Raw genomic sequence first — 20,507 nt, 5'->3', positions numbered from 1 at the left:
TAATCCAGGCAAGCCGAACATTGAAAAAGCTGCTGATTTTACTTGCTTTTCCCTTATTGCTAACCAGCTGCGCGTCCCGTGAAAAAGATATAGTGGGCTTATGGAGAACTGATTCCATTTTGAATTTTGTAAATGGATTCAGTTTTACCAACAATACCAAAGACGCGCACTGGTCTTATTTCGAGTACAGAAAGGATGGATCGCTTTTCGAGCGACGCAAGGGAGAATACCGCAAATCGGCTTACAAGCTTATTTCTTCCGATTCACTGGTATACCTGGATTCGACAGGAAAGATGATAAATGGTTATCAGATCCTGCATTTAGACGAAAAGAGCCTGGTGCTAAAAAAAGCCCAGGCTCCATATCTTTCGGGTAAAAATCAGGAATTATACGAGATCAGGTATTTCTCCAAGGCTGCGCCTGGCAACAAGCGCGACTAGCTAACCTACCAGTACCCGCACTTTTTTGATCCGTTTTTTATCCGCTGACTGCACTTTAAAAGTCACTTTGCGATGTGTCACAACTTCTCCGGTCCGTGGGAGCTGCGAGAACAATTCCAGCAAAAGCCCGGCCAGTGATTCGCTGTTTCCTCTTACTTCGTCGAAATAATCAGTTTCAAGGTGCAGCAGGCGGCAAAGATCGTTGATCAGTACCTTGGCTTCAAAAACATAGGTATTCTCATCGACCTGCGTATAGTTCACTTCTTCGTCTTCGTCATATTCGTCGTTAATATCTCCGAATATTTCTTCAATAATATCTTCCAGCGTGATCAGCCCGCTTGTTCCGCCATACTCGTCAACCACAATTGCCATGTGCACGCGCTTGTTCTGAAAATCCTTCATCAGATCGTCAAGCCGCTTGCTTTCAGGGATGAAGTAAACAGGGCGGATCAGCTTCTGCCAGTTAAAATGCTCGTCGAGATGGATATGTGGCAGCAGGTCTTTTACATTCAGAATGCCTTCAACGTGATCAAGATCGTCGCGAAAAATGGGTACCCGCGAGTAGCCCGATTTATTGATCTTGTCCATCAGCTCGTGAAAGTTCAGTTCAATGTCAAAAGCGGTAACGTGGAGGCGCGCCTGCATTGCTTTTTTTGCATTGGTCTGCCGGAAGTTGGCCAGGCCGCGCAGCAAGTCCGTTTCCTCTTCACTCTCCGCTTTGGCTTCCAGCATTTCTGTGGTAATCTCTGCGCCCTCGGGCGTGAATATCCCGAAAAAGTAGCCTAGTTTGAGTACTGGCTGGGTAAGCGGCTGTGCGATTTTGATAAAAACCCTTGTCAGACCGGCAAGTCGCGGGACTAATTCATTGGCCCGCCTCGCTGCATTGAAACGAACGATCGCATCCAGCCAGATCCAGAAAGCAAGCAGACCTAACGCAATCCAGCGCACATTTTCATTTTGCGACTGTTCAAGCCAGATCCAGACGAGCCTTACTGCGAGGATCAATGCAAACAACGTAAGCGCACGTTGGACGAGCGACAATGCAAGCTGCTGAATGCGGGTAGGTAAGTGATTTTCTTCGTCAGGCTTGCGGTCCCACGGATTTTCCATGGCGCCGGCTGCGGCGTAAGCAGCGCGTATTCCTGAGAGAGAAAGTGAAAAGAGAAAGAGAAGTATTACGAGGATTAAATCGTAGGGAGCTAAGAAATCAACGGGTATAATAACCCCTGCCAGAATGGAGTGCGTACATTTTTGGGGAATTGAAATCCCCGTACGCGTTCGGGCAAGCGGGTCGTCACTGTCTTCGGCTTCTTTCACGTATTTTCAGAATAGGTGGATACAAATGTTCAATAAGATAAATGTAGTTATTATGCATTTAAAAAGGTACTTCCCTTTTAATAATTACATTCATTCCCCTGAATCCCCCCGATTCAATCCTCGGAACATTAAAACGGTAAATCGTCGTCGTCATCATTGCCCGCAGCCAGTGACGGTGGGATCGGGTCTGATGAGCGGGGTGCCTGGTTGCTTCTTGGCTGCGAAGATTGCTGCTGATACCCGCTACCACTTTCGCCGCCTCCGCCTGATCCCGAAGGGCCGCCAAGCAATGTCATACTACTCGCGCGGATCGTCACGCCAGTACGCTGCTGCCCTTCCTTGTCTGTCCAGCTGTCTGTCCTGATGCGGCCTTCAATGTAAACCTGATTGCCTTTTTTCAGGTACTTCTCGGCTACTTTCGCGAGGCCTTCCCATAGTTCAATGCGGTGCCACTCGGTATTGTCTACCCTTTCGCCGTTTTTGTTGGTATAGCTTTCAGTAGTCGCGATGTTGAATTTCGCTACCGCGGAGCCGCTTTCCAGGTATCTTACCTCAGGATCACTGCCGAGGTTACCTATTAAAATCACTTTATTAACACTTCCTGCCATGATTCTCAGATGTGGATTGAATGAAAATTTAAAGATATAAGATATTCGATTAATGCACGGCTAAATGTCCTGCTCGGTTATCTTACCGCTTACCTTATGTTTCAAAATGAGCTTATTTCTGCCGTCGTGGGTCATTTCCTGCTTGATGAGGTAATAATCTTCATTGTAGGAAACATAGTTGGAAGGTTTGGTTACACCCTCTCTGCCACGCCAAACAGGCAATTCCACTTTCTCCCAAAGCTTGGTTTTGGCAGATTTGTACGCAGCATCAATTACTGCATTGACAATATATCCGTCATAAAAAGTCTCCGCCGGCTCCTGCCCTTTTTCGGCTGAGTTGAACATATCTGTAAACATGTGATTGTACCCCAGATCATTCACTTCGTCACCGACAGGGAACAGCCAGCCGGTATTGCTTTCGGCTTTTTCGGCTACATAGTCCTCCCCTGACCCCTCCGGATTCTGGCCGGTTGTGAACATTTCAAATCCGGTACGAAGGAAGTTATTAATCCAGATTGTGCCTTCTGTTCCCATTACTTCGTCACGCAGGTCCATTCCGCCGCGGAAAGTCCAGCTTACCTCAAACTGCCCGATAGCGCCGTTTTCATATTTCACCAATGCAATCGCGTGATCTTCCGCGTCAATGGGTTTTACCTGCGTATCTGCCCAGCACATTACTTCCACCGGACGGATATCTTTACCGATAAAATTCCGTGATATCTCAATGCAATGGCAGCCGAGATCGAGAATGCAGCCGCCGCCCGCCTGTTCTATATCCCAGAACCATTCACTATGCGGACCGGGGTGCGCCTCTCTTGACTTCGCCCAGATAATCCGGCCCAGTGAACCGTTTTTCACACTTTCAAGCGACTTAAGAAACTTAGGGGTATAACAAAGATCTTCCAGGTATCCTGCAAAAATTCCTGCTTCCTCCACTGCTTTCATCATTCTCAATGCCTCTTCCCCATTTCTCCCCAAGGGCTTTGTAGAAACGACTGCCTTTTTGTGCTTGGCGCATAGCATCACTGCCTCTTCGTGGATGTTATTAGGTAAAGCAATGCAAACCATGTTCACATCGGGGTGAGCGATTACCTCTTCCATATCGGATGACCAGAAATCGCAACCATAATCCGTCGCAAACTTCTTTGCGCTTTCCTCCCGGCGCGCATAAATGGCGACCACCCTGTCGCGGCTGCGCTGTCCGTGAATAGATTCCGCATAAAACCGCCCGATAAAGCCGGAGCCAAGCATTGCTATTTTTTGCATACAGATTTTGTTTAGAAATAGATATTTGATGGTGTCAATGCCCTACCCGACCGTCTTCACCTCCGCTTCCCAGCCCGTCGTTTTCAATGCAGGATCATCTTCCTTCTTCAAGAAGTCGGCATCGCCAAATGACTTCGCTTCCCATTCAAGTAAGGCGTGGTCAGGCACAGTTGAGACGGGCACTTTCCAGGAGTTTGACAGTTCTGCGTAAGCAAGGTTCGATTGGGAATTGTAACAGGAAATCAATGACCATCTCGGCTGGTCCGAGAGGTTTGCTTCGGAACGATGCAGCAGGTTACTATGAAAAAACAGCGCGTCGCCTGGTTGCAAGTCGCAATAAACCAGGTCCATTGTTTTGAGAGCGTGGTTAACCATCTCCGAATCTGCGCCTACCTGCTCACCGGCAAAACCATGATTGACCCGCCCCATTTTGTGCGAGCCTTTGATTACCTGCAAGCAGCCGTTTTCCTTATTAGCAGGCGTGAGCGCCACCATTACGCTCATTAACTGATCAGGGAAAATAAATTGATTTTTATACCAATAACCATAATCCTGATGCCACTCCCAGGCACCGCCTACCTTAGGCTCTTTTTGCATCAGCTTCGTATGAAAATGACAAACCTGGCTCTCCTGGCCAAGCAGCTGCCATACCGAGTTGACCATTCTTTCGCTTCGGATCAGGTACCCGAACACATCGTCGCCCGGGGTAAACCATAGTGACAGCCTGGTCTTTTTACCGGACTGATCATTCAGGTCCATCGCATTATTCTGCATCACCGAATTTTCGACCGCAGTCCGGTAAAGCTTGTCGATCTCTTCTTGCGAAAAAAGACCTTTAACCACGATATAACCATCACGGTTATACTCTTCAACCTGACTGGAATTTAAACTAAATCTTGCCATAGCTATCAGTTTTAAGCATTTACAGGTACTTTTCCTCTTTTAAGAAAGTATCAATCAGAATCGGTTTTGGAAGCGTTTCTATCTGATCCTTTGTGTAAAAAGTCAAGCCTGCGGGCAATTCTATTGCTTTGTCTGCGGAAATTTGCAGCCACCAGAAGCGCACCTGCAAACGTTGGTGTGTAAGAATGTGCGTATATGCTTTGGGGACGAGTTTCAGCTGACCTTCCCGAAGTAAATTGAGGGGAAAAACTCCTCCCAGCAACTCTTCGGGATCAGTTACAGGTTCTTTGGTTTCGGCGAGATGAAAATCGTACAAGCCTTGCCAGATATCCTTACTTCCACGCTCCTTCATTGCCAGCGTTTCGCCCGATTGGATTACCAGATAGTTGAGGTACCTGTGTTTTACCTTTAACTTTTTAACCTTAACCGGAAGCTGGTTCTGCATGTTGCTGGCAAATGCAAAGCATATATCCGTGAATGGACAAATATGACATGCTGGTGAGACCGGAACACATTGTAATGCACCGAATTCGATCATAGCCTGGTTGTAAGTAGCAGGATCATCGGCAGGAACCAGCTTTTCTGCTAGTAACGCAAATGCTTTTTTGCCCTCATTACTTAACATATCAGACTGGATCCCAAAAATCCGTGACATTACCCGGTAAACGTTGCCATCGATCGCCGCCACCTGCTCGTCGAACGAAAAAGAAGCAATCGCAGCTGCAGTATAAGCGCCCAGTCCTTTGAGCTTTGAAAGCTGTGCAGCAGTCGCGGGAAATTGGCCGCCATATTCCTCCACAACCTGCCTGGCAGTGAAATGCATATTGCGGGCGCGGGAGTAGTAGCCCAGCCCCTGCCACAAACGCAGTACATCGCGCTCATCGGCAGCGGCTAAGTCGAAAACAGTTGGAAAATGGAGCAGGAATTTCTCGTAGTAAGGCATTCCCTGGGCTACCCTGGTCTGTTGCAGGATGATTTCTGATAACCAAATTTTATATGGGTCTTTGGTTTCCCGCCAGGGCAGCTGTCTATGATTTTTTATATACCACGATTTTAATTTTTTGTTAAAGCTCGTTATCAGGTCAGGATCAGGGTTCAATATATTTTTGTCATTAGAGACTGTCATTTAATCAATTAGAAAAAAAATGAAAATGCCGTTCTTTTAAATTCTGGTAAAATTACCGTACCTTTGTGTTCCCAAAATTCAGAGGAGTAAGTAAATAAATGAAATAATATCCACTTAAAGTAAACAATCAAAGTGACTAAGGCAGACGTAATCGCACAGATTTCTGAAAAAACAGGTGTTGACAAAGGCGACGTTCAGCAAACGCTGGAATCGTTCTTCACCGTGGTAAAGGATTCCCTTTCTGAGGGCGAGAACCTTTATGTTAGAGGGTTTGGTAGTTTTATTAATAAAAAACGTGCGCGTAAGGTTGCCCGTAATATTTCGAAGGGAACTTCAATGATTATTGACGAGCATTTCGTACCTAGCTTCAAACCTGCCAAGGTTTTCGTTGAACAGGTTAAGGAAAGTGACAAACTAAAAGCAGTCGCTGAAAAGTAATTTACCTGCCTCCCAGGTTATAATGTTATGAAAAAATCCATTTTCCTTTCTTGTGTGCTTGCAGTTGCTCTTGTCGGAACGCTTTTCAGCCTTCCTAAGGTGGTTGTGAATACAAAAGGCAAAGAAGTGGACAAGGAGAGAACCCAGACTGCTTCGGCATCCACCGAGAAAGCGCCTGAAAATTCTCCAAAGCATGATGGAGCCGCTTTGACTCCCGATCAGCAAAAAGCGATTGATCGGCTCCGAAGCGGCTTCACTCAGGCAAATGCAAAAGAAAAAATCTCCTCTGGGCTGCAATTGTCTGACAAGTTTGCCGAACTACAAAAATTTGACAGTGCTGCATTCTATGCAGAACAAGTTGCTGTTTTAGCTCCTACTGCCGAAAATTTACTTCGTACCGGAGATCGTTATTATGAAGCTTACGGCTTTGCAGTTGATGATCAGAAGGCGAAGAATTTGGGCGCTAAAACCCGGGAATTTTATCAAAAAGCTTTGGATCAGAATCCTGGCTTGCTGGCTGCAAAATCCAACATGGCCATGACTTACGTGAACACAGATAATCCTATGCAGGGTATTCTGATGTTGCGTGAAGTATTAGATACAGATCCAACAAATGAACTTGCGCTCTTCAATCTGGGTATACTATCCATGAGGTCGAACCAATACGCCAAAGCTGCTGACAGGTTCAGACAAATTCTGACCAACAATCCGGCCAATACCAAGGCGAAGTTTTACCTTGGCTTGACGCTGGTTGAGCTCGGCGATGAGGAGCAGGCGCGAAAAGTACTTGCAGAAGTTAAGAAAGAAGAAAAAGATCCGGTGATTCAGCAAGCTGTCGGCGAGCTGGAAGGCCGCCTTAATAATTGATCCACAACGAATAAGAGAATTAATTTTTTATTATAAACGACATAAATTATGCCTTGCGGAAAGAAAAGAAAAAGACATAAGATCTCAACTCACAAGAGAAAGAAAAGACTTAGAAAGAACAGACATAAGAAGAAATAATTAATATGACCGGATTTTTCATAAAGATCCGGTCATCCTTCTTCACTACATTTGCAATACCCCTTTTCATTCCGGAAAAGCGGGCGGTTAAGTATCAACATTATATAGCCATTCAGTTGGTTGAACATTGAGTAACGAATTACTAATCAATTCTACTCAAAAGGGAGAACGTATAGCCCTTTTGCAGGATAAACGTCTTTTAGAATATCACGTCGAAACGCCGGATCAAAGCTTTACCGTAGGGGATATCTACCTCGGTACTGTTAGAAAGCTGGTAGCAGGGCTTAATGCCGCTTTTGTTGATGTGGGCTTTGAAAAAGATGCATTCCTGCATTACCTCGATCTGGGTCCTAATATCAACTCCCTTAACAAACTCACCAAAGACGTTATTTCCAAGAAGGCCAATTCCGGTAAGCTCAATAATTTCAAAATGGAGCCCGAAATTGAGAAACTTGGTAAAATTGATAAGGTACTTTCCAAAAATCAGCCCATTCTCGTTCAGATTGTCAAAGAGCCTATTTCTACAAAAGGCCCGCGACTTTCGTGCGACATTTCCATTGCAGGACGCTACATCGTATTAGTGCCTTTCTCCAACTCGGTTAACCTTTCCAAGAAGATTACCGATAAGCAGGAAAGGAACCGTTTACAAAGACTGATGTCTTCTATTAAACCTCAGAATTTCGGTGTTATTATCCGTACTGTGGCGACTGGCAAAGATGTAGATGAACTGAACAGGGACTTGCAGGATTGTCTTGATAAATGGGAAAACGGGATCAAGAACCTGCGCGACGCCAAACCACGCGACCGCATTATAGGTGAAATGAACCGTGCATCTTCCATTATCCGGGATATGCTCAACGAATCTTTCGACAGTATCACAGTTGACTCGAAAGATGTTTATGAGGATATTAAAGCGTATATCCACAATATCGCGCCCGATAAGGAGAATATCCTGAGGCTGCATAATGGCAAAAACAAGCTGTTTGAACAGTTCGGCCTCGAAAAACAGATTAAGTCACTCTTTGGGCGATCAGTAAGCCTGCCAAATGGGGGTTACCTGATTATCGAGCATACCGAAGCTTTGCACGTTATTGATGTAAACAGCGGTAATAAGTCCAACTCCGAGGAAGATCAGGAAGCTACTGCACTGAGCGTAAACCTCGAAGCTGCCAAAGAAATTGCCCGTCAGCTGCGCCTGCGCGATATGGGCGGAATTATCGTAGTCGATTTCATTGACATGAAGAAAGCGGAAAATAAACGCGTTCTTTTTGATACAATGCGCGACGAGATGAAAGGCGACCGGTCAAAATACACGGTTCTCCCTCTTTCCAAATTCGGCCTGCTCCAAATTACACGTCAGCGTGTGAGGCCGGAGATGAACATTGTTACCCGTGAAACCTGTCCTACTTGCGGCGGTACAGGTACAATTCAGGCAAGTATCCTCGTTTCAGATGTGATTGCCAATAACCTGGATTACATTCTTACAAAACAGAATGAGCGGGGCATAACGATCTCACTGCATCCATTCCTGCATTCTTATTTCACAAAAGGTTTGATGTCAGAGCAGATGAAATGGTTCTTCCATTATAAAACCTGGGTTAAACTGACCAAGGACAGCTCGTTGGGAGTGGTAGATTTCAAGTTCCACAACCGTTATGGAGAAGAAATTGAGATTGTGCCGGTAAACTAGGCTTTCGGCTTTCGGCTTTCGGCTTTCGGCAGTCAACTATTTCCCTTTCCAAATTGGTTCCCTTTTTTCTTTGAAGGCTAATACGCCCTCTTTTGCATCTTCACTTTGCAGCAGAATATCCAATTGTGCTTTGAGGAATGTATGCCGTTCATTTTCGGGTATATACTTCATCTGCTGAACTGCTGATATTCCTGCCCTGATTGCCAGTGGCGCATTCGCTGAGATCAGGTCAGCCAGCGCATTCACTGCAAAATCAATATCTGTTGCTTCCTTAATGTCAGTTATCAAGCCAAAGTCGCGCATTTCTACTGCTGTGTAGTTCCGGGCAGTTATCGCGAGTTCCAATGCTTTTCGTTCCGGGATAACCTTTGTTAAAGATGCCATAACCTGCATGGGCCAGATGCCCCGCTTTACTTCCGGTAAACTGAAATTTGCATTTGGCGTACTGATTACGAAAGCACAGCCACAGACAATCAGAAACCCGCCTGCCAACACAGCGCCTTCTACCTTGGCGATAGCAGGTTTGAGCAGCTCTTCAAATGCATCGCCCAGGCGCGCCTCGCCGCGGATCTTAGGTAATGTGTCATTTTTCAGATCGGCTGAGGGGTCGTGAAATGCATTCAGATCTGCGCCGGCGCAAAAAACCTTTCCTACTGCCTGAACAACCACGCATCTTACTTCCGGCTCATAATGCGCATAAGCAAGCGCATAAATGATCTCCTCCGCCATTGTCGGCGTGAAAGCGTTTCTCTTCTCAGGCCTGTTTAGCGTAATGGTAAAAATATGTCCGGTCAATGTAGCTGTGATGTACATAAACCGGACATTCTGGAAAGACCGTGTATCTTCTTCGGAGTAGAATTGCATTGCCGGACGTATTAGGTTAACCCCGGCAATTATAGCGATTTATTGGATCAGAACGCCTTCAAGCATTTTTATATACTGCGTGATACCCTCTCCGATCTCATGAATGTAAATGAACTCGTCGGCGCTGTGCGACCTGGCAGAGTGACCGGGGCCCATTTTAAGCGACGGACAGTCCAACAGAGCCTGGTCGGAAGTAGTAGGCGAACCATAGGTTTCCCGCCCTAGCTTCAAGCCTTCAAATACAATCGGATGATCAATAGGAATACTGGATGGACGCAACCGGATAGAACGCGGCACTACCTCAGACTGGATGTTTTGCTGGATTTCATCAATTATTTCCTCCAAAGTGTACTGATCTGTTACCCGCACATCCACTGTAAATACACAGGTATCAGGTACCACATTATGCTGCGTGCCTGCATTTATAATTGTCACTGACATTTTAATCGGACCGAGTGTTGGAGAAACCTTTGGGAATTGGTATCTGGTAATCCACTCTATATCCTTCAATGCTTTATAAATCGCATTATCACCCTCCTCCCGCGCTGCGTGACCTGACTTACCTTTTGCAGTGCAATCGAGAACCAGCAATCCTTTCTCTGCAACAGCCAGATGCATTTCAGTAGGTTCACCCACAATTGCAAACGAAATTTCCGGCAGCAGCGGCACTACAATCTCCAATCCTTCCTTCCCTGAAATTTCCTCCTCGGCAGTAGCAGCGATTATGATGTTATAAGCAAGGTTCTCACGATTATAAAAATAGCAAAACGACGCAATCAGGGAGACCAGACAACCACCGGCATCATTACTCCCCAACCCGAAAAGCTTATCGTCTTCCTCTATTGCCTGGAAAGGATCAAGTGTCCACGATTTGTTTGGCTTAACTGTATCGTGATGTGAGTTTAAGAGGATAGTAGGTTTATTCTGGTCAAAATGAAGGTTTTTTGCCCAGATATTATTTTTCAGCCTTTCAAATGGAATTCCCTTTTTATGAAAAAACTCTTCCAGCAAAAGTGCGGTACCCGCTTCCTCCCTGCTGAAAGAAGGTGTTTCAATCAAGCTTTTCAGAAGCGCGATTGCCTCGCTGGTCAATACCTGTATTCGTTCCGCCGTTTTTACCATCTTACCTGTCCATCCCCTTTAACAATCCATTTTTCTGTTACCAGCTTCTCCAATGCAAAGGGCCCCCGCGCGTGCAACTTCTGAGTGGATATACCAATCTCCGCGCCTAGCGCAAACACGCCCCCATCAGTGAAACGCGTGGACGCATTCGCATATACAGCCGCTGCGTCTACTTCTCTTAAAAACCTGTTTATAGCGTTTTCATCTTTCGAGATGATCGCTTCTGAGTGGCGCGACGAATGTGCACGAATATGATCCAATGCGGCATCCAGTCCATTTACCACCTTTACAGAACATTTATAATCCAGAAACTCGCGTCCAAAATCATCTTCTTTCGCCTTTTGCAAATAAGGATAATTGATTTCATCAAAAATTGAAAACGAAGTTTCGTCTGCAAATACCTCTACATTCCATTTGATAAACTCTTCCCTGAGTTTCGGCAGGAAGGCCTGAGCTACTTCCTGATCTACCAGAATAGTATCCAGCGAGTTGCAAACCGATGGGCGTGAAACCTTCGCATTGACTACAATGCTGGCAGCTTTATCCAGATCACCTGTTTTTTCAACATAAGTATGACAAACTCCGGCACCAGTCTCAATCGTAGGTACCAAAGAATTTTCTCTCACAAACTTGATCAGGCTTTCTGAGCCGCGCGGGATAATGATATCTACAAAACGTGTTGCAGTAAGCAGCTCGCTGACAAACTTCCGGTCAGTCGGCAGCAACAATACAGCCGCAGGATCAATGCCGAATTCAGCCAAGCTTTCGTGGATCAATCCTACCAGGAACAAATTCGAATAATGCGCCTCTTTACCACCTTTTAAAACACAGGCATTTCCGGAACGCAGACAAAGCGCCGCTACATCCAGCGTAACATTGGGGCGTGACTCGTAAATTACCCCGACCACACCCAGCGGAACTGCAATTTTCTGTAATAATAACCCCTGCTCAATGGTACGTTCCAGCAAAACAGCTCCGGCCGGATCAGGCAACACTGCTACATCACGCATACTTTGTGCCAGATCCTGAATGCGCTTTTCGGTCAGGAGCAATCTGTCCTTTTTCGGGTCAGCATCGTCCATAACTGCAAGATCCTTCTGGTTTTCAGCAATAATCTGCGGCGCATTTTCAACAACTCTTGCTGCAAGATCAAGCAGCATTTCTGACTTGCGCGCTGCATCCAGGTTACGCACCTGCGCTGATGCTTTTTGTGTTTCCTGTAATAGGGGTAAAATCGATTCCATTAAAGCAGTACGATATCATTGGCGTGAGCCACTTCAAAATTCATTGTTTTTAAATTATCCCTGATGGCGGCGGATGTTTCTCTCGCACGTGCCACCGCGATCATTTCTCCCGAAGGTGAGTAAATCTCAATGATCTCGCCGGATTCAAAATCTCCACTAACCTCCACTACGCCCACCACAAGCAGACTTTTTCTTTTTAATAGTGCTTTTGAAGCTCCTTCATCGATCTGCAACCTGCCCGAAACAAGCCCGCCGCTGCCTAGCCAGCGGTTTCTGGCCGAAAGGGTACTTTTGCCCGGCGTGATCAGGGTACCTGCCATTCCCTTTAATGCTTCCAGCAACTCGTCTTTTTTGTTCATTCCAAATATAACTACCGTGATCGCCATGCGGGCAGCGAGTTTGGCAAAGGTCAGCTTGGAGGCCATTCCGCCCAGACCAAGGAATGATTTATCTGTTTTTACAAACTTGAAAACCTCATTTACATTGGCTACATCACGAATAATCTTCCCCTCCTCATCGAGCAAACCGCCAACAGACGTACAAAACATGAGTGACTGAGCTCCGAAACCGACTGCCAGCAAAGTGGCCAGCTCGTCATTGTCAGAAAATTTGAGTTCGCGGTCACTTACCACGTCATTTTCATTAACAATGGGGATGATATTGTTTTCCCAGAGCTCCTCAAACGTTTCTTTCAGCTGCAAAAACTTGTCGCGGTTTGCAAAATGCTGACGCTCACACAGGCTTTGGGCTATAAATATCTGATTAGGGGCGAAATAGCTTGCATACAAACCGACAAGCAGAGGATTACCGACAGAGGCGGCCGCTTTGCGCTGCGTCATCGTGCCTTTGTAGTTCTGAATATAGGCTTTCCCCGCTCCTACTGCTCCCGAAGAAACAATGATAATGCGGTACGCTGAATGGATCTCGGAAACCTGCCGTGCTATTTCAGAAATTTTGCCTGTATCCGGCTCTCCTGACGCAAGCGTGATCGACGCGGTTCCAAATTTGATAACAAGTATTGGTTTCGACACTTCTGGATTCAAAAAACAGCATCAATCCAATGTGAGTGATGCCAGGTAAAGGATTTTGACCAAAATTAAATTATTTCTGAGGAAATGGCGCATTTAGTTTAGCTGCACTCCCGGCGTGAACGGGACACCATTGAACCGGACTTTCACTTTCAACGCTTTATGCAGCAGATCGAGGTATTCCTCTCGCGGGATCTCAATCGCCCCGTAACGAAGCACATTATCGTTGATGAACTGCGTGTCAAGCAACACGAATTTGTTGTGTTTCAAAATCTGGATCAGGTAGTGAAATGCCACTTTGGATGCATTGCTCTCTACCGTAAACATCGATTCTCCGAAAAATACACCATTGATCGAGACGCCATAAAGTCCCCCTACAAGCCTGTTTTCACGATAAGCTTCCACACTATGCGCGTAGCCGAAACGGTGCAGTTCGGTATAGCTGGCGATGATATCCTCTGAGATCCAGGTACCCGGTTCCTTTACCCTGGGTGCAGAGCATCCCCGCATTACTCCTTCGAAGTCTGTATTTACCCTGATCTCAAAATAATTCCTGTTCAATACAGGTCGGAGAGACCGGGAAGGTTTGTAGGTGTCGATCGGGATAATGGCCCTGGGGTTGGGCGAATACCAATAAATTGTCCCATCAGCTTCGGCCATTGGAAATATTCCGTTGATGTAACCGTTTAGAATATCGTCCGGGTTTAGAGCTGACATGAAGAGGTACTTGGGCTACTGTAATTGAAAACTTTCATTGAAACCGAACCATAAAAATATATCTTCTGTTTCTTTGGTGTGATAATTTTTTTTTCAAAATTTGCACCTTCTTAGACTCGCTTGAAAGTCAATGAATAACAACGGCACATATACTGTCCTTCATACTACGCCTTTCCGATTCAGGTCCCCGCGGACCGCATAATTATCTTTTACCTACGTGGTAAAATCTTTTACCCCCATTTTTCTTACAAGTTCTAAACGTCCCATCGTTTTAATCTGGGTGTAGTAATTATTGTTTTCGAATTTTTGTCAGAATCGCCATCAATGAAAAATACCGAAGTAGTGGGCAGTAAGTTCATCGTTCAGACTGCCAATGAAAATCACCTCAGTTTCGCCGAAGTAATTTGTGCTGAAATGGAGGAAAGCGCTAAAAAGCGTGGTACCGGTATAGCCAAACGTTCTCCGGTGTACATCATGGAAAAGATGGTGGAAGGTAAAGCGATTATCGCTACTACTGATACGGGCGAATGGGTTGGATTTTGTTATATAGAAACCTGGGAGCACGGAAAGTTTGTAGCTAACTCGGGATTGATCGTCCACCCTGATTTCCGCAACAGCGGTATGGCAAAAGCGATCAAGATGAAAGCTTTCGAGCTGTCCCGTAAGAAGTATCCCGACGCGAAAATTATTGGTATAACGACCAGTTTGCCTGTAATGAAAATCAACTCGGACCTGGGTTACGAACCGGTTACATTCAGCGAGCTGCCTGCCGATGATGCATTCTGGAAAGGATGTGCGAGCTGCGTGAACTACGATGTACTTACGCGTACCGGCAGAAAACACTGCCTCTGCACCGGAATGATGTACGATCCGGTTGAAAAAGAGCCTGCTGCTCCCGTGAACAACGGTGTAGTGGTTGAAGAAAAGCATTCCTGGGATTTTCTGAAAGAGTCGAGTCTCTACGAGCGCTGGATGCGCATTAAGCAGCGCATTTTGCTGCGAAGGGAAGAACGTGCTAAAAAGAAAAACGCCGGGGCTGTGCTCGTACATTAGAGTAGCACATTCATTTACAGATTTTATATATCTTTTAAATACCTCGCCCGGCAGCCTTAACAAGCCCGATGCGAGGTATTTTTTTGTTTACTTTGTACCTCTATTCAAGAATCCAGTCAGATTAAGTTCAATATAATGTCACAACCGAAAGTAGTATTAGCATTCAGCGGAGGATTAGATACCTCTTTTTGTGTAAAGTATTTAGCCGAAGACAAAGGCTACGAGGTCCATTCAGTATTGGTGGATACCGGTGGTTTTTCGGACGAAGAACTCAAAACCATTGAGGCAAATGCCTATTCCCTGGGTGTGAAAAAGCACGCGACCATTTCGAAAACCAGTGAGTATTATAATGATTGCATTAAGTACCTCATTTACGGTAACGTTCTGAAAAACAATACCTATCCGCTTTCTGTAAGTGCAGAGCGTGTATTTCAGGCGGTAGCAGTAGCGGAATATGCCAAGGAAATCGGTGCCAATGCGATTGCACACGGAAGTACAGGCGCAGGAAATGATCAGGTTCGTTTCGATATGGCTTTCAGGATTATTATTCCTGACGCAGAAATCATCACGCCGATCCGCGATCTGAAACTTTCGCGTGAAGCTGAAATTGAATATCTGACTAATAAAGGAGTGGGCCGCGAGTGGGCAAAAGCTGCTTATAGTATTAATAAAGGACTTTGGGGAACTTCGGTAGGCGGAAAAGAAACGCTTACTTCCGAAAAATACCTTCCGGAGTCCGCCTGGCCAACCCAAATTTCAAAAACAGAACCTGAGAGCATTACGCTTGAATTTGTAAAGGGAGAATTAAAGGGGGTCGCCGGCGAAAGTTTTGAAAATCCGGTGGAGGCCATTCAGAAGCTTGCAGCAATTGCGCAGCCTTTTGGCATTGGTCGTGATATTCACGTGGGTGACACGATTATTGGTATCAAAGGTCGTGTTGGCTTTGAAGCTGCCGCACCATTGATTATTATCAAAGCGCACCATACTTTGGAAAAACACGTGCTGAGCGAGCAGCAGCTATACTGGAAAGAGCAGTTATCTAACTGGTACGGAAGCTTGCTACATAAAGGACAATTCGTAGAGCCGGTAATGCGGAATATCGAGACTTTCCTGACAGATACACAATCGCACGTAACCGGCAAAGTGCACGTTTACCTGGCACCTTACCGCTTCCATGTGGAAGGTATTGAATCTCCATTCGACTTAATGTCATCGAAATTCGGCAGCTATGGTGAAATGAACAATGCATGGACCGGCGACGATGTACGCGGCTTCTCGAAAGTAGCCTCGAACCAGGTGATGATTTATCAGAAGGTTAGTGAGTCGACTGAGTAGCTGTTTTGAGTTCCTAAGTTTAGAGTTTATGAGTCAAGAGTCTAGGAGTTTGGTTTTTTGAAATTCGTGATTGATACACATGCAGAACTATCAGGAGCTTAAAGTTTGGCAGAAGGCACATAAAATGGTCTTGGATATTTATAAGATCACTGATGGGTTTCCTAAAACTGAAACCTTCGGGCTCGTCTCACAAATTAGAAGATCAGGAATTTCTGTGGCAGCGAATTTGGCTGAAGGTTGTGGTAAGAATAAGACACCTGACATTGCCAATTATTTTCAGATGTCACTTGGATCGTTGCACGAGACAGAATATTACATGCTTGTATCCAAAGATTTGCAATACATAACTTCTCAAACTTTCGAAGAAAAGAACAGTGATTTAAAAGAAATTAAAGCAATGCTAGTCTCTTTGATCAAAACGGTCAGATCAGCTAGAAACACAATATCATGAATTCAGATACTCATAAACTCATAAACTCCGAACTTGTAAACTCCATCAATATCGGAATAATAGGTGCGGCGGGCTACACAGGCGGGGAACTGATTCGAATTTTAGTCAACCACCCGAATGTGAATATCGCCTTCGCGCATAGTAAAAGCCAGGCAGGAAAACCGGTACATGCCACGCATACGGATCTATTGGGAGATACAGACCTGGTATTTTCAGGTGAGGACACGCAGGAACTTTTGAATCAGCCGGAGCTGAATGCCATTTTTCTTTGCTCGGGCCACGGTGAATCGAAGAAATTCCTGGATGCACATGCTCTGCCAGAAACACTGAAAGTGATCGACCTGAGCACCGATTTCCGAAACGAGTCGGAAGGGTTTGTCTACGGTCTGCCGGAACTTCAGAGAGGCGCTATAATTGGTGCAAACAGAATTGCAAACCCCGGTTGTTTTGCCACCAGCATTGAACTGGCTATTTTACCACTGGCCAGTGCAGGCTTGATAAAAGATGCAGTGCATGTGAGCGCAATAACCGGCAGCACCGGTGCAGGCCAGGCTTTGAGCGCGACTACGCATTTTACGTGGAGAAACAACAATATGTCTATCTACAAAGCTTTTACGCACCAGCATTTGACCGAAATAAAAATGAGTATCGGCAAGTTGCAGGCGGGCTTTTCGGAAGCTGTCAACTTTGTTCCTTACCGCGGTGATTTTACAAGAGGTATCATGGCAAATGTATATACGCCTTTTGACGGGAGTCTCGAAGAAGCAAATGCGATTTACAAAAGCTATTACGAATCAAATCCGTTTACGCACGTCAGCGATGTACCGATAGATTTGAAACAGGTTGTTAATACAAACAAATGCCTTGTCCACCTGGAAGTACACGACGGACAATTGCTGATTTCGAGCATCATTGATAACCTGACCAAAGGTGCGTCCGGACAAGCAGTCCAGAATATGAACATTGCTTTCGGCTTACCTGAAAAAGCGGGATTGAAATTGAAAGCGCCGGCATTTTAGCGCATTTTCTTATTTTTGTAATGGATCAGACGCTTTTATAAGAGCTAGCCTTATGAACGATTTACTTCAAACATTTGATCAGTTGAATGAGCCGCATCGAAGGCTGTTACTCGCTTATGCGGACATACTTTTGATTCAGCAGAAAGTGCGTAAACACGACAGTGACCTATCTGAATGGAAGAAGAAAATCAAGAGTGTGTCTACGTGGAGCGACGATGACATTGCTGTGATTACAGAAAACTCTAAAAGTGTCAACAATTGGAAAATTCCGGAATGGTAATCGACACTGGCATATTCATCGAATTTCTCAGGAAATCTGATAAGTCAAAGACCATTTTGGCGTCGTTACCAAACGACGCTTCTTTATTTGTATCTGCTGTAACTGTTTACGAGTTGATGATGGGAGCTACAAACGATGACAAGAAAAATGACGTCAGAATTCTCCTTGACGGAATTCCCGTTTTACCGTTTAATGAAGAAGTTTCTGTAAATGCCGCCGAAATCTATCACAACCTTCGAAGGCGAAACTTAATGATAGAATTCCGGGATATATTTATAGCAGCTTCTGCCATTACCTTTCATTTGCCTGTTAAAACGTTAAACCAAGGGCATTTTCAGCGAATTGAAAACCTGATACTTGCCTGATCATACTAATCCAGAATGTCACATTTATTTGATGTTTACCCTATTTACGATATAGAGCCTGTAAAGGCGGCGGGGAGTTATTTATGGGATTCGAACGGTACAAAGTACCTGGATCTTTACGGCGGACACGCGGTGATTTCAGTCGGTCACTGCCACCCCGAATATGTTGAAAAGCTTACTACGCAACTGGGTGCAATCAGTTTCTATTCCAATTCTGTAAAAATCTCATTGCAGGAAGAGCTGGCAGAGAAGCTGGGTGAATTGTCCGGCTATCCCGACTACAAACTCTTTCTCTGCAACTCAGGCGCCGAGGCCAATGAGAATGCATTGAAACTTGCGTCTTTTCACAATGGAAGGACGAAAGTGATCTCTTTTACCAAATCATTCCACGGCCGCACAGCCGGAGCAGTGGCCGCTACCGACAACCCTTCGATCGTAGCACCGATCAACTACAAAGAACACGTTACCTTTCTGCCTTTCAACGATGTTCAGGCAGCGAGTGAGGGAATCACGGAAGAAGTTTGCGCCGTAATCGTGGAAGGGATCCAGGGGGTCGGGGGTATCAACGTATGTACTGACGAATTCCTCCAGACACTCAGACGCAAATGCGACGAAACCGGTGCAGTGCTGATTGTCGACAGCGTACAATGCGGGTACGGAAGAACCGGCAAGTTCTTTTCACACCAATTCAGCGGCATTGATCCCGATATCATTTCGATGGCCAAAGGAATGGGCAACGGATTTCCAATCGGAGGTATTCTGATCTCTCCAAAGTTCAAGGCGAGCTATGGACTGCTGGGTACCACATTCGGCGGAAACCACCTGGCGTGCGCAGCCGGGGTTGCTGTGCTCGATATAATGAAAAAAGAAAACCTGATCGAAAACGCAGCTGAAATCGGAGCGTACCTTTTTGAAGGAATCAAGGAAATCGGAGGTTATAAAGAATTAAGAGGACGTGGATTAATGATCGGAATAGAATATGATTTCCCTGTAAAAGACCTGCGCAACAAGCTGCTCTTTGAACATAAGATGTTTACCGGAGTGGCAGGCGCAAATACAATCCGCCTGCTACCTTCGCTTGCATTGGGCAAAGAGGAAGCAGATCTTTTCCTTGAAGCTTTAAAGAAAGAAGTCGCTGTTACAAGCATTTAATATAATCTATCCAAAACCGGCCTTGCCGCAGTATCTAATTTTGTCAGAATACTAAACTGAATGAACCACTTCCTTTCCATTAACGACGTCACAGATCTCAGCCAGCTGATTAGCAGCGGCATTTCCGCCAAACGGAATCCATTCGGGGATATTGAATTGGGGAAAAACAAAACAATCGGATTGTTGTTTTTCAATTCCAGTCTCAGGACAAGGATAAGTACCCAGAAAGCGGCTCAAAATCTTGGCCTGAACGTGATTACCATGAATGTGGGACAAGATGGATGGGGCCTCGAAATGGAGGAGGGTGTGATCATGAATGGAGACAAAGCCGAGCACGTGAAAGAAGCGGCTGCCGTTATCGGAAGTTATTGCGACATTATCGGGATCCGCTCATTCGCAGGTTTGCAGGATCGGGAAAAGGATTACTCGGAGCAGGTGTTCCAGCAGTTTAAGAAATATGCAGAGGTTCCGATCGTGAATCTGGAATCAGCGACACGCCACCCTTTGCAGTCGCTCGCAGATTGCATTACAATCGAAGAATTTAAGATCAAGCAGCGCCCGAAAGTAGTGCTAACCTGGCTTCCCCATTTCAAGGCATTGCCGCAGGCTGTGGCCAATTCTTTTTGTGAATGGATGAATCCGATGGATGTAGAGCTCGTAATCACACACCCGGAAGGTTATGATCTGGCACCCGAATTTGTTGGAAAAGGTCAGGTGATCTACGACCAGAATAAGGCACTGGAAGGTGCAGATTTCGTTTACGGAAAAAACTGGTCGTCTTACCAGCACTACGGACAGGTACTTACCGACGATCCTTCGTGGATGATCACCGAAGCAAAAATGGCGCTGACAGATAATGGTAAGTTCATGCATTGCCTTCCATTGCGCAGGAATATGAAGGTAGCCGATGAGGTACTCGACGGGCCAAGATCTCTCGTAATCGAAGAAGCTGCAAACCGTGAATGGTCGGCGCAGGCTGTACTACGGGAGATTTTACTCGGGATGCAGTGATTAAAACAGAAAACACGAACTTTTAAAACTCCGGAATCATTTTAAACAGATAGTCCGGACTTTGATAAAAACA

General features: G+C 45.5%; 22 protein-coding genes. 12 read left to right on the top strand and 10 right to left on the bottom strand.

Features of this window, described 5'->3' with window-relative positions; genetic code table 11:
- Positions 1–20: 20 nt before the first annotated feature.
- The gene (locus ASG33_RS03295) at positions 21–440 is read left to right on the top strand and encodes a hypothetical protein (RefSeq protein WP_056280262.1); all 420 of its coding nucleotides are present in this window, start codon (positions 21–23) and stop codon (positions 438–440) included.
- On the opposite strand, the gene ASG33_RS03290 is transcribed toward ASG33_RS03295, so the two are convergent.
- The 5 genes from ASG33_RS03290 to mutY form a co-directional block, all read right to left on the bottom strand.
- The gene (locus ASG33_RS03290; RefSeq protein WP_056280259.1) at positions 441–1,757 is read right to left on the bottom strand and encodes a transporter associated domain-containing protein; all 1,317 of its coding nucleotides are present in this window, start codon (positions 1,755–1,757) and stop codon (positions 441–443) included.
- Positions 1,758–1,885: 128 nt separating this feature from the next.
- Positions 1,886–2,365 carry a single-stranded DNA-binding protein gene (locus ASG33_RS03285; protein ID WP_056280255.1) on the bottom strand — a complete coding sequence of 160 codons (480 nt, stop codon included), beginning with the start codon at positions 2,363–2,365 and terminating at the stop codon, positions 1,886–1,888.
- A 60-nt stretch (positions 2,366–2,425) separates the two neighbouring features.
- Positions 2,426–3,631: a Gfo/Idh/MocA family protein gene (locus ASG33_RS03280; RefSeq protein WP_056280251.1), complete on the bottom strand. Its 1,206-nt coding sequence runs from the start codon at positions 3,629–3,631 to the stop codon at positions 2,426–2,428.
- Positions 3,632–3,673: 42 nt separating this feature from the next.
- Positions 3,674–4,534, bottom strand: a complete 861-nt coding sequence (locus ASG33_RS03275) for a phytanoyl-CoA dioxygenase family protein (protein ID WP_056280249.1) — start codon at positions 4,532–4,534, stop codon at positions 3,674–3,676.
- Positions 4,535–4,553: 19 nt separating this feature from the next.
- The gene (gene mutY / locus ASG33_RS03270; RefSeq protein ID WP_056280246.1) at positions 4,554–5,660 is read right to left on the bottom strand and encodes an A/G-specific adenine glycosylase; all 1,107 of its coding nucleotides are present in this window, start codon (positions 5,658–5,660) and stop codon (positions 4,554–4,556) included.
- Positions 5,661–5,792: 132 nt separating this feature from the next.
- On the opposite strand from mutY, the gene ASG33_RS03265 reads away from it, so the two are divergent.
- The 3 genes from ASG33_RS03265 to ASG33_RS03255 all read left to right on the top strand — a co-directional run bounded on the left by ASG33_RS03265 (position 5,793) and on the right by ASG33_RS03255 (position 8,793).
- Positions 5,793–6,098 carry an HU family DNA-binding protein gene (locus ASG33_RS03265; RefSeq protein ID WP_026631310.1) on the top strand — a complete coding sequence of 102 codons (306 nt, stop codon included), beginning with the start codon at positions 5,793–5,795 and terminating at the stop codon, positions 6,096–6,098.
- Positions 6,099–6,125: 27 nt separating this feature from the next.
- A complete protein-coding gene (locus ASG33_RS03260; protein ID WP_056280242.1) occupies positions 6,126–6,965 on the top strand; it encodes a tetratricopeptide repeat protein in 840 nt (279 codons plus the stop codon).
- A gap of 265 nt (positions 6,966–7,230) precedes the next feature.
- Positions 7,231–8,793 (top strand): Rne/Rng family ribonuclease, encoded by a 1,563-nt coding sequence (locus tag ASG33_RS03255; protein WP_031528669.1) that lies wholly within the window; start codon positions 7,231–7,233, stop codon positions 8,791–8,793.
- Between the two features lie 36 nt (positions 8,794–8,829).
- Here the strand turns inward: ASG33_RS03255 and ASG33_RS03250 are convergent, their stop codons facing one another.
- From ASG33_RS03250 to aat, 5 genes are all read right to left on the bottom strand, one after another.
- Positions 8,830–9,657: an enoyl-CoA hydratase/isomerase family protein gene (locus ASG33_RS03250; protein ID WP_056280239.1), complete on the bottom strand. Its 828-nt coding sequence runs from the start codon at positions 9,655–9,657 to the stop codon at positions 8,830–8,832.
- A gap of 39 nt (positions 9,658–9,696) precedes the next feature.
- Positions 9,697–10,779, bottom strand: a complete 1,083-nt coding sequence (locus ASG33_RS03245) for a M20 family metallo-hydrolase (protein ID WP_056280236.1) — start codon at positions 10,777–10,779, stop codon at positions 9,697–9,699.
- Complete coding sequence (locus tag ASG33_RS03240) at positions 10,773–12,023, bottom strand: glutamate-5-semialdehyde dehydrogenase (RefSeq protein ID WP_056280234.1); 1,251 nt, start codon at positions 12,021–12,023, stop codon at positions 10,773–10,775. The genes ASG33_RS03245 and ASG33_RS03240 overlap by 7 nt, the downstream gene beginning before the upstream one ends.
- Positions 12,023–13,054: a glutamate 5-kinase gene (gene proB / locus ASG33_RS03235; protein ID WP_056283194.1), complete on the bottom strand. Its 1,032-nt coding sequence runs from the start codon at positions 13,052–13,054 to the stop codon at positions 12,023–12,025. The genes ASG33_RS03240 and proB overlap by 1 nt, the downstream gene beginning before the upstream one ends.
- Positions 13,055–13,147: 93 nt before the next feature.
- Positions 13,148–13,768: a leucyl/phenylalanyl-tRNA--protein transferase gene (gene aat / locus ASG33_RS03230; protein WP_056280229.1), complete on the bottom strand. Its 621-nt coding sequence runs from the start codon at positions 13,766–13,768 to the stop codon at positions 13,148–13,150.
- 324 nt (positions 13,769–14,092) lie between these two features.
- Here aat and ASG33_RS03225 point away from each other — a divergent pair, with 324 nt between their 5' ends.
- From ASG33_RS03225 to ASG33_RS03190, 8 genes are all read left to right on the top strand, one after another.
- Entirely contained in the window at positions 14,093–14,821 is a 729-nt protein-coding gene (locus ASG33_RS03225) for a GNAT family N-acetyltransferase (RefSeq protein ID WP_056280227.1), read from the top strand.
- Positions 14,822–14,956: 135 nt separating this feature from the next.
- Complete coding sequence (gene argG / locus ASG33_RS03220) at positions 14,957–16,156, top strand: argininosuccinate synthase (protein WP_056280223.1); 1,200 nt, start codon at positions 14,957–14,959, stop codon at positions 16,154–16,156.
- A gap of 79 nt (positions 16,157–16,235) precedes the next feature.
- Complete coding sequence (locus tag ASG33_RS03215) at positions 16,236–16,607, top strand: four helix bundle protein (RefSeq protein WP_056280220.1); 372 nt, start codon at positions 16,236–16,238, stop codon at positions 16,605–16,607.
- Entirely contained in the window at positions 16,604–17,626 is a 1,023-nt protein-coding gene (gene argC / locus ASG33_RS03210; RefSeq protein WP_056280218.1) for an N-acetyl-gamma-glutamyl-phosphate reductase, read from the top strand. The genes ASG33_RS03215 and argC overlap by 4 nt, the downstream gene beginning before the upstream one ends.
- A gap of 52 nt (positions 17,627–17,678) precedes the next feature.
- On the top strand, positions 17,679–17,906 hold the full coding sequence (locus ASG33_RS03205; protein ID WP_056280215.1) for a hypothetical protein: 228 nt from the start codon (positions 17,679–17,681) through the stop codon (positions 17,904–17,906).
- Positions 17,885–18,271 (top strand): type II toxin-antitoxin system VapC family toxin, encoded by a 387-nt coding sequence (locus ASG33_RS03200; RefSeq protein ID WP_056280214.1) that lies wholly within the window; start codon positions 17,885–17,887, stop codon positions 18,269–18,271. Before ASG33_RS03205 ends, ASG33_RS03200 begins: the two co-directional genes overlap by 22 nt.
- A gap of 15 nt (positions 18,272–18,286) precedes the next feature.
- A complete protein-coding gene (locus ASG33_RS03195) occupies positions 18,287–19,423 on the top strand; it encodes an aspartate aminotransferase family protein (protein WP_056280213.1) in 1,137 nt (378 codons plus the stop codon).
- Between the two features lie 60 nt (positions 19,424–19,483).
- Positions 19,484–20,434, top strand: a complete 951-nt coding sequence (locus tag ASG33_RS03190) for an N-acetylornithine carbamoyltransferase (RefSeq protein WP_056280210.1) — start codon at positions 19,484–19,486, stop codon at positions 20,432–20,434.
- The last annotated feature ends 73 nt before the right edge of the window (positions 20,435–20,507 follow it).

The organism is Dyadobacter sp. Leaf189, from assembly GCF_001424405.1.
Classification (GTDB): domain Bacteria; phylum Bacteroidota; class Bacteroidia; order Cytophagales; family Spirosomataceae; genus Dyadobacter.
This window is presented reverse-complemented; position numbering and strand designations above follow the sequence as displayed.

Bases quoted from the DNA above. Each gene is read 5' to 3' on its own strand.
- ASG33_RS03285 (WP_056280255.1), bottom strand. From the start codon at position 2,365: ATGGCAGGAAGTGTTAATAAAGTGATTTTAATAGGTAACCTCGGCAGT.
- ASG33_RS03280 (WP_056280251.1), bottom strand. From the start codon at position 3,631: ATGCAAAAAATAGCAATGCTTGGCTCCGGCTTTATCGGGCGGTTTTAT.
- ASG33_RS03275 (WP_056280249.1), bottom strand. From the start codon at position 4,534: ATGGCAAGATTTAGTTTAAATTCCAGTCAGGTTGAAGAGTATAACCGT.
- mutY (WP_056280246.1), bottom strand. From the start codon at position 5,660: ATGACAGTCTCTAATGACAAAAATATATTGAACCCTGATCCTGACCTG.
- ASG33_RS03260 (WP_056280242.1), top strand. From the start codon at position 6,126: ATGAAAAAATCCATTTTCCTTTCTTGTGTGCTTGCAGTTGCTCTTGTC.
- ASG33_RS03250 (WP_056280239.1), bottom strand. From the start codon at position 9,657: ATGCAATTCTACTCCGAAGAAGATACACGGTCTTTCCAGAATGTCCGG.
- ASG33_RS03245 (WP_056280236.1), bottom strand. From the start codon at position 10,779: ATGGTAAAAACGGCGGAACGAATACAGGTATTGACCAGCGAGGCAATC.
- ASG33_RS03240 (WP_056280234.1), bottom strand. From the start codon at position 12,023: ATGGAATCGATTTTACCCCTATTACAGGAAACACAAAAAGCATCAGCG.
- aat (WP_056280229.1), bottom strand. From the start codon at position 13,768: ATGTCAGCTCTAAACCCGGACGATATTCTAAACGGTTACATCAACGGA.
- ASG33_RS03225 (WP_056280227.1), top strand. From the start codon at position 14,093: ATGAAAAATACCGAAGTAGTGGGCAGTAAGTTCATCGTTCAGACTGCC.
- argG (WP_056280223.1), top strand. From the start codon at position 14,957: ATGTCACAACCGAAAGTAGTATTAGCATTCAGCGGAGGATTAGATACC.
- ASG33_RS03215 (WP_056280220.1), top strand. From the start codon at position 16,236: ATGCAGAACTATCAGGAGCTTAAAGTTTGGCAGAAGGCACATAAAATG.
- argC (WP_056280218.1), top strand. From the start codon at position 16,604: ATGAATTCAGATACTCATAAACTCATAAACTCCGAACTTGTAAACTCC.
- ASG33_RS03205 (WP_056280215.1), top strand. From the start codon at position 17,679: ATGAACGATTTACTTCAAACATTTGATCAGTTGAATGAGCCGCATCGA.
- ASG33_RS03195 (WP_056280213.1), top strand. From the start codon at position 18,287: ATGTCACATTTATTTGATGTTTACCCTATTTACGATATAGAGCCTGTA.
- ASG33_RS03190 (WP_056280210.1), top strand. From the start codon at position 19,484: ATGAACCACTTCCTTTCCATTAACGACGTCACAGATCTCAGCCAGCTG.